A 13,184-nucleotide genomic window follows, 5' to 3' on the forward strand; every position below is an offset into this window, starting at 1 on the left:
ATTCTCGGGGAGAAAAAGGCTGCTCCTTCGGCAACTTCGATTCCCTCGTTCAAGCGAAAAAGCCGCTTGCTCGAGGGATTCTCCAGTTGCTCGGAGCAGAACGCCTTTTTATCACACCTTTTCATTCTCGGGGAGAAAAAGGCTGCTCCTTCGGCAACTTCGATTCCCTCGTTCAAGCGAAAAAGCCGCTTGCTCGAGGGATTCTCCAGTTGCTCGGAACAAAACGCCTTTTTATCACACCTTATTATAAATTCATTTTCTTTTGGTATTGTAGTGGGGATACTCCGACGGCTTCTTTGAACACGTGGTGGAAAGTTTTGACGCTTGAAAAACCGGCTTTTTCAGCAACTTCGATCATGGGTAAACGCTCATTTGCCAAAATGAACTTTGCCTGATTAATGCGATATTCGGTCAAAAATGTTACAAACGTTTGGCCGGTATTTTTTTTGAAAAAACGGGTAAAATAATACGGGCTAAACCCAACAAATTTAGCGACTTCTTCAATCGTGATGACTTCTTGGTAACGCGTTTCAATGTATTCAAACACTTGATTCAGACGCTCCAAACTATCTTTACGATGAATGGCTGTCGGTGTTTCTTTAATTTCTTGGTCACTGCGCTTAGGTAAATGTAAATACATTTCTGCCATCAAACGATGAAGATTGCCTAAGACAAAATAATTTTTCCCTTGGGTCGGTTGTTCTTCAAAATGATACAACTCCACCAATAAATCAATCATTTTTTCTTGAAAAACTTTTGGCCAATAGCGACTATGACGTTGCCCTTGCGCAAATAAAGCAACCAAACTTTCTTCTGTGTCGCGTAAAAAAGACTCATCGAATAACTTCAAATCAAATTGATAAACATAGCGCTCACTATTTGGTGAAGCTAAAAAATAATGTGGTTCGCCACTCGCAAAAAAGAAAATCTCGCCCTCTTTTAATTCCACAACGGTGTCATCTACCCCAATTTTAACCGAACCGCGACTAGCATAGATCACTTCAATTTCTTTGTGCCAGTGTGGATAAACAATGGTCATCCCATCATTTAAAAAAGCGCGGTAAGGAAATTGGGGGTGTAATTGTGGAATTTCTAAATACAAACTCACAACTTCACCCCCTCATTTATCATTATTTTGCGTCTTGATACGCTTTTTCAGCTAATGCTAGACAACCAAGTGTGCCCGCATTGTCTTCTAAAGCTGGTGTTACAATATATTTTTCTAATTCTGGTGTCGCTACGTAATCTTTCATTAAGCGTTTGAAAGCCGCATGCACTTTATCAACCATGTGACGTTGCTTCATTACGCCACCACCAAAAATAATGACTTCTGGTGAGAACATTAGCGTCGTGTTATAAGCACATTGCGCGATATATTCTGCTTCGATTTCCCAGAATGGATCATCTTGTGGAATGTCTTGACCTTTACGGCCGTTACGTTTTTCAACGGCTGGGCCTGCTGCCATGCCTTCTAAACAATTACCGTGGAAAGGACAGCTTCCTTTAAAATCATCTTTAGGATGTGGAACAACTAACATATGGCCCATTTCTGGATGACTGAAACCTTGAATGAATTCGCCATTTTGTAAGGCACCGGCACCAACGCCTGTTCCAATCGTATAATAAACGACACTTGATAAACCTTTACCGTTACCAAAAGAGTACTCACCGTAAGCTGCCGCATTAACGTCTGTTGTCCAAGCCATTGGAATAGCAAAAGCTTCTTTCATTGCACCTAAAAAATTGTAATTTTGCCAAGCTAATTTTGGTGTTGATGTAATATAGCCATAAGTTGGTGAATTTGGGTGGATATCAATTGGACCAAAAGAACCAATTCCAATAGCACTTAAGTCTTCTTTGTATTGATTAAAAAAATCAATTACTAAAGGCATTGTTTCAGCTGGTGTGGTTGTTGGAAAACTTACCCGCTCAATAATTTCTAATTTTTCATTCCCAATGGCGCAAACAAATTTTGTTCCGCCCGCTTCAATTGAACCATATAACATAGTTGAACTTCCCCTTTTGCACTTTAATATATCTATTTTAATCACAAAAGCCATAGAAAGCTAGCTTTTTTGTAAATTTCTCATTAATGCCAAAAAGTACGCCTGATATTTGTTCAACCTGACAAAAGCAAGGTATAATGAGTGAAAAAGAAGTTAGAAAGTTAGAAAGTTAGAAAGGAAGTATCTATGAATAAAACCGTCGAGGCCATTAATTGTTTAGCTAATTATTGTGCCTTAAAAAATCTTTCCGCTTTAACAAGCACACAAATCCAAGCCAAAATTGGCCAAAAACAAGTCGATCTTTTTGTCTTGTTTGGTGGGAGTATTTTAGCTGGTGGTGACCTTTTGGCACAAGCGATTCAAGACAATTTAGCTAAAAAATACGTTATTGTCGGGGGACATGGCCACACTACTGAAGCGTTAAAAGAACAAATGCAACCTTGGCTTTCCCAAAATGAACAAGTAATGACATTCAGTGAAGCCGAACTTTTCCAACTTTACTTAAAAAATCGTTATCAAGTCGCGGCTGATTATTTAGAGACAAAATCGACCAATTGTGGCAATAACATTACTTTTTTACTACGACTCATTCAAGAAAACAACTTAAAAGCCGAAAGTATTTTACTCATGCAAGATGCCACGATGCAACGACGGATGGCTGCCGTGATGCAAAAAGAATGTGATTTTCCAACGAGGATGCTTAATTTTCCCGCTTATGAGGCCCAAGTGAAAATGGACGATTTTGGCCATTTAAGTTATACCTCTGAGATTCCAGGTATGTGGTCAATGGCGCGCTTTATCGAGCTATTAATGGGCGAAATTCCACGGCTGCATGATACACCAACTGGCTATGGCCCACTTGGCAAAAATTACTTAGCACACGTGGCTGTTCCACTTGAAGTCCGACAAGCGTTTGCGACCTTAGAAGAACGTTTCCCGCAAGCTGTACGTGTCGCCAATCCACAATTTCATTCTGATTATGTCCAGGAAAAAAACGACGAAACGCGCTAGTGATCCGCGCATTTCGTCGTTTGCTATTAAGAATTCATATTCACACTGGCATTACTACTTGAACCTTGATCGGCTTTCACGCAATCAATCGCAATCACTAAAGCAACAATCGTCTCTTCAAAATCTTCATTGTAAATTTCAACTTCGTAGGTATCACCCCAAGAAAGCCATTTTTTATGGATTTTAGCAATCGGGCGACCAAAACGTAAAACTTCAAAATCCATGTCCCACCAATTCCCTGCGACTTCAATGCCTTGAGCGGAAATTTGGTAGCTTGCTTTAAAAAATGTAAAATCTTTTTCAATCATAATTTGGGGTGAATTGCGAATATCAACATAAAATTTCGGTAGAAAACTCCAAACTTTTTTGGTGATGGTGGCTACTTCAATTTGATATTGATTGTAGATGGTAAATGTTTTCGGAATTTTAAAAAAGCTTCCTTCCACATAGTATTGGGGGCGCTCGTTTTCATCATAAATATGAAATTTCTCACCAATACTAAAGAGTTTTTGTTTGATATAGAGTTTACGCATTTTTTACTCCCCTCTCGTTGCATCCCCTGTATTGATTACCGGTTGCGTGCCTTTATCCGTAATAATTGATACGAGTAAGTTATTAATTAATTGAATTTTTCGATCATCACTAAAAGTCATTTGCTGGCCTTCTTCAATTTGTTCTAGTGCCATTTGAGTCATTGAAACAGCCCCTTCAACAATCGTTTGACGCGCCGACAAAATAGCTTTCGCTTGTTGGCGTTGGAGCATCGCACTGGCAATTTCGGTGGCATACGCTAAATGATTTAAACGCGTTTCAATCACTTCAACACCCGCTACCGCTAAACGTTCTTGTAACTCTTTAGCTAGTTCAGCTGAAACTTCATTCGTATTCCCCCGTAACGTCACGTCGTCGTCATTAAACGTGTCGTAAGGGTATTGAGTGGCAATATGACGAATCGCCGTTTCACTTTGAATTTCAATAAATTCTTGGTAATAATCCACATCAAATAACGCTTTGGCCGTGTCTTTCACTTTGAAAACAACAACTGCTGAAATCTCAATTGGGTTCCCATCAGAATCATTGACTTTTAATAACGAACTATTGAAGTTACGAACCTTCAAAGAGACATTGACCTTTTGTGTTAGCGGTGTGGTAATAAACAACCCATTAGATTTAATCGTACCTAAATATTGACCAAAAAATAAAATTGCTTTCGATTGGTTCGGACTGACAATCGTTAACGAACTTAAAAATAAAATCGAAATGATCCATAAAATAATTGCGGTCACTATTTTCCAAGTTTGTTCAAATTCAACCCCTTGATACAGTAAAAAGCCCCCACTAATCAAGAAAATAATTAAAACGACCAATCCTAAATAGCCATTGACATGAAACGTGTTTTTCTCTTGCATTTTTTATTCCTCCCTCATAAGATAATTATCCCACAATTCATAAAAAATATATCAGACTTAAGGTGGATATTTGATATTTAACGCAAAAAAACGAACGCTTGCCACTTACACAAAGCAAGTGGTAGACATTCGTTTTTCATTTATTCTTCTTCCATCTCCAAAATATCAATGACTTTCATTAAACGCGTGACGTTGCCGCGTTCGTTTTCGTCAAGGGTGTTTTGAATGTATTCAATCGTGTCGGTCAAGTTAGGGATGGTTAAATACTCCAAAGCGTTGACTCGACGTTTAGTGACTTCAATTTCGTTGGCGATTAATTGACAAGTTTTTTCGATTTCAGCAAGTTGCATCATTAAAGGAACAATTGAATCTAAATGACTCAACGATAAATCGAGCTCACTTGTCGTCGTGAAAAAACCATAAGACAATTCATCGACGTCGCTTTCTTCTTTGTACATTGTATTAAAGACAGGTACTTCCGTGTTCATAATACTTTTGCTTTGCACATCTAATGAAATCGTATTTAAAGGAATCGTAAAAATCTCTTGCAAAACATGGTCGGCAATACTACTTGAGGCCAAAACGTATTCTTGCATGCCTTTTTCTAGGCTTTCTTCCATCTTTTTACGTAAGCTTTGATTCTTTTTAACGAGGTCAATAAACTGACGAACCAACTCGTCTTGTTTATCTTTCAAAAGTTTGTGTCCACGTGTCGCTGTAGTTAGTCGTTTGCGTAAACGACTAAGCTCCATTCGTGTCGGGTTCACATTTAAAATCGCCATTAAGCGTTCAACTCCTTCGTATCAGGTAGGAATTCGGCAATGTCTTCTTCTTTGATACGGCTCAATTCAGATTTTGGTAAGGTGGCAAGTAATTCCCAACTTAAGTCTAACGTTTCTTCAATACTACGATCAGTATAAAAACCTTGATTTAAGTATTTTTGCTCAAATAAATCAGCAAAACGGGCAAATTTTTGATCAATTTCAGATAAAGCCGCATCCCCTAAAACGACTGCTAGCTCTTTGGCATCTTTGCCGTCTGCGTAGGCCGCGTAAATTTGGTTCATCGTTGACGCATGGTCCCGACGTGTTTTGTTTTCGCCGGTTCCTTTATCTTTTAGCCGCGATAGACTTGGTAAAACGTCAATGGGCGGATGAATGTTGCGCTTTTCCAATTCACGAGACAAAATAATTTGTCCTTCCGTGATATAACCCGTTAAATCTGGGATTGGATGTGTCTTATCATCATCTGGCATGGTTAAAATTGGGATTTGAGTAATGGAACCTGGTTTGTCCGTTAACATCCCAGCACGCTCGTAAAGGCCCGCTAAATCGGTATATAAATAACCGGGATAACCACGACGACCTGGCACCTCGCGACGTGCGGCTGATATTTCACGTAAAGCCTCGCAGTAGTTCGTCATGTCCGTTAAAATAACTAAAACGTGCATGCCTTTTTCAAATGCTAAATACTCAGCGGCCGTTAAAGCCATTCGCGGAGTCGCAATTCGTTCAATCGCTGGGTCATTGGCTAAATTTAAAAACATCACCGAACGATCAAGGGCGCCCGTTTTACGAAACTCGTCGATAAAAAATTCGGACTCTTCAAAAGGAATCCCAATCGCACCAAAAACAATCGCAAAGTTTCCTGGATCATTTGGTACCGTTGCTTGTCGTGCAATTTGTGCTGCCATTTCTTTATGTGGTAGACCAGCTGCTGAAAAAATCGGCAATTTTTGGCCACGGACAAGCGTATTTAAATGGTCAATGGCTGAAATTCCTGTTTGAATAAATTCATCAGGAAAGGCCCGAGCCATTGGGTTAATTGAAGCACCATTCACATCGACGCGTTTATCTGGAATAATCCGTGGACCGTCGTCAATTGGTTGGCCGAGACCATCAAAAATGCGGCCCAACATGTCTTGGGACACACCTAAAGTTAAGCCTGTTCCTAAAAAACGGACCCGGCTTTCTTCGGCACCTAAATTACTCGTGCCTTCAAATACTTGGACGATGGCTTTGTCTTCGGTAACTTCTAGCACTTGCCCACGACGAATCTCCCCACTATCGGTTCGAATCTCAACAAGTTCATCAAATTTCACGCCAGAAACTTTGTCGACCACCATAATCGGTCCATAAATTTCAGAGACGGAACGATATTCTTTTAACATTTATTCCATCCCTCCTTTTTCAACAATTTGCTGAATACAGCCTTTAATTTCTTGACTTAACTGCGTCAACTCATTTAAATTGGCTTCTGGTACGTATTTACTACGCGCAATTTTTTCTCGTAAGGCGACGGTTCCTTGGATCATTTCGTTAAAGTAGGCTCCTAATTCGATGCCTCGAAGCGCCTCTTCATGAAAGGTTAAAATATTACTTAATAAATAAAATTGTTTTTCACGTGAAGTAAAAGTGTCCACTGCGTCAAACGCATTTTGATGTAAGAAATCTTGACGGATAGCACGTGCCGTTACAAGCGTCAAGCGATCTTTGGCTAGTAAGGAATCAATCCCGACTAATTGCACGATTTCTTCTAAGCGGCTTTCTTCTTGTAACAAATTCATCGCTTGTTGGACTTGTTTTGACCAACGTCCATCAAATATTTCATCTAAGTATTCATGCAATTCGCCTTCATAAAGCGAATAAGAATTGGTCCAGTTAATGGCTGGGAAATGACGTTTTTGTGCTAAGGCGCTATCGAGTGCCCAAAAGACTTTGACAATTCGTAAGGTGTTTTGCGTCACGGGTTCACTAATATCCCCACCGGCTGGCGACACCGCACCAATCGCTGTAATACTACCTTCACGTCCATCGTTGCCTAGCGTTAAATAGCGGCCGGCCCGTTCATAATATTCTGCAATTCGACTCCCTAAATAAGCCGGGTAACCTTCATCGCCTGGAATTTCTTGTAAACGGCCACTCATTTCACGTAACGCCTCAGCCCAACGCGAAGTAGAATCCGCCATAATCGCCACGTCATACCCCATATCGCGGTAATATTCTGCAATCGTAATTCCCGTGTAAATCGATGCTTCACGCGCGGCAACTGGCATGTTGGATGTATTGGCAATTAACACGGTCCGTTCCATTAGTGATTTTCCTGTTTTAGGATCGACTAATTCAGAAAACTCGTTAATGACGTCTTTCATCTCATTGCCACGTTCCCCACAACCAACATAGACAACAATATCAACATCTGACCATTTCGCAATTTGGTGTTGAACAACCGTTTTCCCTGCACCAAATGGCCCTGGAACCGCTGCTGATCCGCCTTTTGCAACTGGGAAAAAGGTATCAACAACCCGTTGCCCAGTCACTAATGGTTTCCCTGGTTTTAATTTTTGTTTATTTGGTCGTGGAATCCGCACTGGCCAACGTTGCAGCATCGTTAATGTTTTTTCTTGGCCATTTTCTTCTAAATAACAAATCGGTTCTGTAATGCTGTAATTCCCGGCTTTGATCGCTTGAATTGTTCCACTGACACCGTTTGGTACTAACACGCGATGTTCAATCACACTTGTTTCTTGTACCACTCCTAAAATATCCCCCGCAGAAACAACGTCTCCCACGGCTTTTTTAGGAACAAAAGTCCATTTTTTTTGCCAATCTAAAGCGTCAATACTCACCCCACGCTCTAAATAATCACTCTTTGTTTGTGCCATAAATTGATCCAGTGGACGCTGAATCCCATCAAACATTTGGCCTAGTAAGCCTGGTGCTAATTCGACCGATAAAGGTGCACCCGTTGATTCAACGATTTCACCTGGTCCGACACCGCTTGTTTCTTCATAAACTTGAATAGAAGCGATGCCCTTTTTTATTTCAATAATTTCGCCAATCAGCCCTTTTTCGCTGACTTTGCATAATTCGTGGATTTTCGCTCCTTGTAAACCCGTCGCTCGGACTAAAGGACCAGAAACTTTGATAATTTTTCCAATTGCCAAAAGTTTTCCTCCTTATCTCTCATTGTCTTGTAAAATATTCATCCCAACGGCCTTTTCAACGTTAGCCGCTAGACGCTTCATGCCAATTCCTAAATCCCCCGTACTACTTGGAATCGGAATAATCGCCGGTGTAATTTGGTCATCGTATTGCGCAATTTCTTCAGCTAACTGTTCAAAAATACGCTCGGTAATAAAAATTACACCATACTCTGGGGCCATCTCTTTTAATTGCTTTTTAGCCAAAGCCAAACTCTCAATCGGAAAAACATCGATTCCTAAGCCTTTAAAAGGTTGGATGGAGTCTTTCCCACCTAACATACCAATTTTTTTATCCATAAGTTTCACGCACCCGACTTCTTAATTTTTCAGTAGGTATTCGATTGATTTTCCCGACAAAAATCATGCGTAAATTTTTAATTTCACTTTCTTTGGCATTTAAATACCCAAGTAGTGGAATTGGACCAAAAGGAATGACTTTGCGCTCTTTGAAATAACGCATCAAGAAATTGTCTTTCAATAAATCAAATTGATTAATCGTTTTATGTTCTTGCAATTCATCGATGGTACTCATAATTAACGGACCATAGTCGGTTTCAACTAAATAATCAAGCAAGGCTTCAAAGGAGGTTTCAAGATACGCCAGAAGAGTTTCTTTTGTAAGCAAGCCCCCTTCAACTAAGACGGCACTCATAAACCCTTTTTTCCGCCCCATTAAATAACTGCGCAAAACAACGGATAAGTTATACACATCGACTAAACGTTGACTCAACTCGATGAATTCACTTTGATTTGTTGCTTGCGTGACTTCTAGAAAATGCTGCCAGTAATAACTATCAAAAATAATATCGATGCCTTGAATTTCTTTATAGTCCTCAATATAAGCATAGACTTCTGTTAAACAATCGACCATTATTTGCGGCACAAGCGCATGGTGACGCACTTGAACAAATTCTTTTAAAACTGCTAAATCAATCGAACCCAGTGGCACGACATACGCTTCTAAATCTTCTTGTAAGTAAGCATTTTTAACTAAAACTTTTAAATTTTGATAATCATACCTTAACGTAAATATATCAACGACGGCTTTTAAAGGCGTCATCTCATACGCCAGGTCAAACGTGCGCTTTTGTTCTGCCAGTAAGACTTTTTCAAAATCGTGTTTGGTTATCGATTCATCGATAAAGTCACCGTATGGGGTTTCTTGTAAAATATTGTATAGCTCACTGGCTTGCTCGACATTTAAAAGTCGGTCAAAAAAAGCTTGATCCAATAATTGGCTTTCATACGTTCGTATCCGCACGTTCGCTGAATTATATTGAATATCTTTCAAAAAAACCCTCCTATCTTTCGTCAAAGATTAAATCAAGTAGTTGATAACTTAAGGCTTCCTCTTTGGCATCTAGTAAGGCTTCAAATAAATAGTTAAATTCGATTTCGGCTTGTTTAAATACGACGCCACTTCGATTTGGAATGACTTGATCACTCTTTTTTAATGTGATTTTTTCAGCCAAAGCTTGTGACCACTGCGCAAACTGATCATCCGTGACTAGTGAACTTGAATACTCGCCAAAAATCAGTTCCACTTCACCAGTTAAAGGAAGATTGGTCAATTTGCGCAAAACAAAGTCAGCAAAATCAGTGGCTGAAATTTGTTGCAACTCAAGTTTCGCCTCTGCAAACAAATCATCTAAAACCCCTTGTTTGGCTGCTAACACTTGGTTGCGCATTTTTACATGTAAGTCCGATACTTTTAAACTAAGCTCCCGTTGCAATTCTTTTTCATAACGCACGAGATGCTGCTTTTTTTCTTTTTCAAGTTGTTGTTGCTTGATTTGAAATGCTTGAGTCAATTCCTCTTTTGCTTCAGCTACTAAATTATCTTGCTTTTTTTGAGCTTCATTGATAATTTTCGAGGTTAACTTTGTAATATCTGCCATCTTGCCCCTCCTAGTTGTTTACAAGTAAGAAAGAGATTACGAAACCTAAAATCGCATACGTTTCCATCATCGCTACAAAAATAATCCCCTTCGTTGTATGCTCAGGTTTTTTAGCTAAAATTTGCATCGCGGCACTCGCACCACGCCCTTGCCAAACACCATTAATAATTGCTGTTAGTGAGATTGGTAACGCCGCAATAAATAACGCAAATCCTTTTGCAAACGTAATATCACCGGTAATTTGTAAATAAATTAAAAACGAAATAACAAACCCATACAAACCTTGGGTCGCTGAAAGCAACTCTAAAATTAATGCCTGACCAAATTTTTCTGGTTGTTCCGCAATTAAACCCGCTGCTGCTTGCGAAGTCATCCCAATCCCAATGGTTGAACCAATCCCGCCGCAAATCGTAGCCGTTGCAACACCTAGGTAGGCAAAAATAATCCCACCATTTTCATAAAAAAAGCTAATCCAATTCTCCATCTATCGTTGTTCCTCCTGTTTGTTGTTGTCTGTTGCGTTCACATTGACGTATTTCCCACTCGCTTTTAGTGGTTTAAAAGCACGTCCGCCACCTTCAAAGAATTTACCAAAAAACTCTAAATATTGAAGACGTAAGCCATGCACGTAAGCACCTAAGTAACTTAAGAAGATGTTAATGCCATGTAACAAAATAAATAAGCCAATCCCTAAAGTATAACGGGCCACCGGTGGAAAGTAACTAATGATTAAGTTAAAAGCCGCTGCGATACTCCCACCAGCCACGCCTAGCGCCATTAAACGCGTATAACTAACTAAATCACTCATATAGTTTGTTAAATCCATCAAACCATACAACCCTGTTCCAATTTTGCCTGCGAAAGTCTCTCCTTCAAAACTACCGCCAATGACCACGCCAATTAAAGAAGCGATGAGTCCGATTAAGCCGACTTGTGTCCAGGGGCCATCCGGAATAATCGTAAAGCCAATCGCTAACAGTGCCCCACTAATTAAAAAGAGCATCCAAGAGCCTGCTTGGAAAATCGCTTTGACTTTTTGTTTTTTATGATTCCATAGCAGATAAAACTTCAAGATTAAGGCAAAGAAAATTTGAATATAACCAAATAAAACAGAAATAAGTAAGATTTCAGTAATATCTGACTGACTTGAAAGGAGTTGAATTGGCATCGTTACCCCAAAGAAACTACCGTAAATCAAGCCCCACATCATGGTCGGAACCGCACTTAATTGAAAGAACGTTAACATTCTGCCCATTGATGCTTCAAGATAAAAGAACTTCTTCGCAAGTAAAATCGCTAAAAATAAGACTAGGCCATAACCAAAGTCGGCTACCATCATCCCAAAAGCAAGGGCATAAAACGGTGCCATAAAGGGAGTCGGATCAATTTCATCGTACTTAGGTAAAGAATACATCTCAACTAAGGATTCAAATGGCGCAACCCAGCGGTTATTTTCTAATAAAATCGGTACCTCAGCAATTTCTTGTTCAGAAACTTCAGCAAAGACTAAATAATAATGGTCGTTTGTTGCTTTTGCCAAGGCCTTTTCTAAACGATCCGCTTCACTTTTAGGTACCCACCCGGCTAAACTAGTGATTGATTTTGACTGCAATAAAAGCTCTTGATTTTTCAATTTGACAATTTTACTATTTAAAATTTCAGCAACTAGCGTCAATTGCTCAAATTCAGTTTGCATTTTTTGAAGTTCGGCTTTGATCATTGCCTCTTCGGTCAAAACAGCTTGGCGTTTCTCTTTGATTTGTGCCAGTGCATTCGCTGGTTTACCAACAAAGGGGTAATGATATTGCGCAAAGCCATGACTGAGTAACAGTCGCTCAACTAATTTGTGATTGGTTTTATGAATTAAAATTAATAGATAAGTCGTCGTTGAAGTTTGTTGGATAATTTCATAATAGCTACTTGGGTATTTCGCTAAATCGTGGGTAAAAGATGGAAATTGCTCATTTGGAAGGGTGCCTAGATAGCCCACACTTTGTTTAAGGGTTGTTAAAATCTCTGGTTGATCATCAAAGTACTGCCAACGATTTAATTCATCTTCGGCTTGACTTAACTCTTGCTTTTCTTGTTCTAACGTTCGTAAACGCTTGTCTTTTTTACGTAACGCTAGCAACAATTCTTCCCATTGTAAGGCGTCAAATTGCGTGTTTAACTCACTTAACGAATAGGTTTTAGGTTTTTGGCGTAGCTTTTGCAACAAGCCTGCTTTGGGTAAGAAATTTGTTAAAAATTCACGCCCTGAAAGAACTTGCGTTAATTTATTTTCGAATTGTTCAATCTCACTATTCGCATTTTCTTTAACGAAATGATTTTCCGAAACTAAAATCCCATTTTCAGCCGGTAAAAGCTCGGCACACTCGAAATTTTGTAGTGCTTGCAAGACGAGTTCTTGCTCCTTCAAAAAAGTGAGCACGTGAAATTTTTGCATTTGTACAATTGCCAATTAAGTCACCACCTCTGTTAAAATTCGTTGCATCGCTTTTGTTCTTAATTCTGGCGAAATTGTTTGTAGTCGTGCTAACTCTTCGTTTGCTTGTCGAACGAGAGGTTCTTTTATTGCTGAAAACTCAAGTGCCATTTTTTCTTTTAACACTTGTTGTTCAATTTGTTCTTGCTCTTTTAACTCGGCACAAAACACTTCTAGTCGTCGTTTGTTTTCTGACTGCTCCAAAGCGATCATTTGATTTGTTTCTTGTAAAATTGCCTCGGCTTGTTTTTCTGCCTCGATAATTTGCTGAATGGCATCAACACTCATCTTTTTACCTCCTCGTATAATATATTTAGAAGCAAATTACGCTCCTTGAAAACTAAATAAAATATTTTCATTCCTTAAAATCATATTGCTTGGATATTGTGT

14 protein-coding genes are annotated in these 13,184 nt (G+C 39.4%); 1 reads left to right on the top strand and 13 read right to left on the bottom strand.

Annotated features, from left to right (window positions below):
- Positions 1 to 244 precede the first annotated feature (244 nt).
- Together JOD14_RS12335 and scrK are read right to left on the bottom strand one after the other, a co-directional pair.
- The gene (locus JOD14_RS12335) at positions 245 to 1,108 is read right to left on the bottom strand and encodes a helix-turn-helix domain-containing protein (protein ID WP_204655082.1); all 864 of its coding nucleotides are present in this window, start codon (positions 1,106 to 1,108) and stop codon (positions 245 to 247) included.
- 22 nt (positions 1,109 to 1,130) lie between these two features.
- Complete coding sequence (gene scrK, locus JOD14_RS12340) at positions 1,131 to 2,006, bottom strand: fructokinase ScrK (RefSeq protein WP_204655083.1); 876 nt, start codon at positions 2,004 to 2,006, stop codon at positions 1,131 to 1,133.
- A 186-nt stretch (positions 2,007 to 2,192) separates the two neighbouring features.
- Here scrK and JOD14_RS12345 point away from each other — a divergent pair, with 186 nt between their 5' ends.
- Positions 2,193 to 3,017 (top strand): ElyC/SanA/YdcF family protein, encoded by an 825-nt coding sequence (locus JOD14_RS12345; protein ID WP_204655084.1) that lies wholly within the window; start codon positions 2,193 to 2,195, stop codon positions 3,015 to 3,017.
- 26 nt (positions 3,018 to 3,043) lie between these two features.
- Here JOD14_RS12345 and JOD14_RS12350 read toward each other — a convergent pair whose 3' ends face one another.
- From JOD14_RS12350 to JOD14_RS12400, 11 genes are all read right to left on the bottom strand, one after another.
- Positions 3,044 to 3,550, bottom strand: a complete 507-nt coding sequence (locus JOD14_RS12350; protein ID WP_204655085.1) for an LURP-one-related/scramblase family protein — start codon at positions 3,548 to 3,550, stop codon at positions 3,044 to 3,046.
- Positions 3,551 to 3,553: 3 nt separating this feature from the next.
- Positions 3,554 to 4,426 carry an SPFH domain-containing protein gene (locus JOD14_RS12355; RefSeq protein WP_204655086.1) on the bottom strand — a complete coding sequence of 291 codons (873 nt, stop codon included), beginning with the start codon at positions 4,424 to 4,426 and terminating at the stop codon, positions 3,554 to 3,556.
- 140 nt (positions 4,427 to 4,566) lie between these two features.
- On the bottom strand, positions 4,567 to 5,208 hold the full coding sequence (locus JOD14_RS12360) for a V-type ATP synthase subunit D (RefSeq protein ID WP_204655087.1): 642 nt from the start codon (positions 5,206 to 5,208) through the stop codon (positions 4,567 to 4,569).
- Positions 5,208 to 6,596, bottom strand: a complete 1,389-nt coding sequence (locus JOD14_RS12365; protein ID WP_204655088.1) for a V-type ATP synthase subunit B — start codon at positions 6,594 to 6,596, stop codon at positions 5,208 to 5,210. The genes JOD14_RS12360 and JOD14_RS12365 overlap by 1 nt, the downstream gene beginning before the upstream one ends.
- Positions 6,597 to 8,372, bottom strand: a complete 1,776-nt coding sequence (locus JOD14_RS12370; protein ID WP_204655089.1) for a V-type ATP synthase subunit A — start codon at positions 8,370 to 8,372, stop codon at positions 6,597 to 6,599.
- Between the two features lie 12 nt (positions 8,373 to 8,384).
- Complete coding sequence (locus JOD14_RS12375) at positions 8,385 to 8,708, bottom strand: V-type ATP synthase subunit F (protein ID WP_204655090.1); 324 nt, start codon at positions 8,706 to 8,708, stop codon at positions 8,385 to 8,387.
- Positions 8,701 to 9,702: a V-type ATP synthase subunit C gene (locus JOD14_RS12380; protein ID WP_204655091.1), complete on the bottom strand. Its 1,002-nt coding sequence runs from the start codon at positions 9,700 to 9,702 to the stop codon at positions 8,701 to 8,703. Before JOD14_RS12380 ends, JOD14_RS12375 begins: the two co-directional genes overlap by 8 nt.
- Before the next feature lie 10 nt (positions 9,703 to 9,712).
- The gene (locus tag JOD14_RS12385; protein ID WP_204655092.1) at positions 9,713 to 10,309 is read right to left on the bottom strand and encodes a V-type ATP synthase subunit E; all 597 of its coding nucleotides are present in this window, start codon (positions 10,307 to 10,309) and stop codon (positions 9,713 to 9,715) included.
- Between the two features lie 10 nt (positions 10,310 to 10,319).
- Positions 10,320 to 10,793 carry a V-type ATP synthase subunit K gene (locus JOD14_RS12390; protein WP_204655093.1) on the bottom strand — a complete coding sequence of 158 codons (474 nt, stop codon included), beginning with the start codon at positions 10,791 to 10,793 and terminating at the stop codon, positions 10,320 to 10,322.
- A complete protein-coding gene (locus tag JOD14_RS12395) occupies positions 10,794 to 12,770 on the bottom strand; it encodes a V-type ATP synthase subunit I (RefSeq protein WP_204655094.1) in 1,977 nt (658 codons plus the stop codon). It lies immediately after the preceding gene.
- Positions 12,771 to 13,082, bottom strand: a complete 312-nt coding sequence (locus JOD14_RS12400; protein WP_204655095.1) for a hypothetical protein — start codon at positions 13,080 to 13,082, stop codon at positions 12,771 to 12,773. It lies immediately after the preceding gene.
- Positions 13,083 to 13,184 lie beyond the last annotated feature (102 nt).

This window comes from Enterococcus lemanii, assembly GCF_016909125.1.
Taxonomy (GTDB): Bacteria; Bacillota; Bacilli; order Lactobacillales; family Enterococcaceae; genus Enterococcus_I; species Enterococcus_I lemanii.

Coding starts and splice junctions, on each gene's coding strand:
- scrK (WP_204655083.1), bottom strand. CDS start 2,006: ATGTTATATGGTTCAATTGAAGCGGGCGGAACAAAATTTGTTTGCGCC.
- JOD14_RS12375 (WP_204655090.1), bottom strand. CDS start 8,708: ATGGATAAAAAAATTGGTATGTTAGGTGGGAAAGACTCCATCCAACCT.
- JOD14_RS12400 (WP_204655095.1), bottom strand. CDS start 13,082: ATGAGTGTTGATGCCATTCAGCAAATTATCGAGGCAGAAAAACAAGCC.
- JOD14_RS12350 (WP_204655085.1), bottom strand. CDS start 3,550: ATGCGTAAACTCTATATCAAACAAAAACTCTTTAGTATTGGTGAGAAA.
- JOD14_RS12360 (WP_204655087.1), bottom strand. CDS start 5,208: ATGGCGATTTTAAATGTGAACCCGACACGAATGGAGCTTAGTCGTTTA.
- JOD14_RS12390 (WP_204655093.1), bottom strand. CDS start 10,793: ATGGAGAATTGGATTAGCTTTTTTTATGAAAATGGTGGGATTATTTTT.
- JOD14_RS12355 (WP_204655086.1), bottom strand. CDS start 4,426: ATGCAAGAGAAAAACACGTTTCATGTCAATGGCTATTTAGGATTGGTC.
- JOD14_RS12365 (WP_204655088.1), bottom strand. CDS start 6,596: ATGTTAAAAGAATATCGTTCCGTCTCTGAAATTTATGGACCGATTATG.
- JOD14_RS12345 (WP_204655084.1), top strand. CDS start 2,193: ATGAATAAAACCGTCGAGGCCATTAATTGTTTAGCTAATTATTGTGCC.
- JOD14_RS12385 (WP_204655092.1), bottom strand. CDS start 10,309: ATGGCAGATATTACAAAGTTAACCTCGAAAATTATCAATGAAGCTCAA.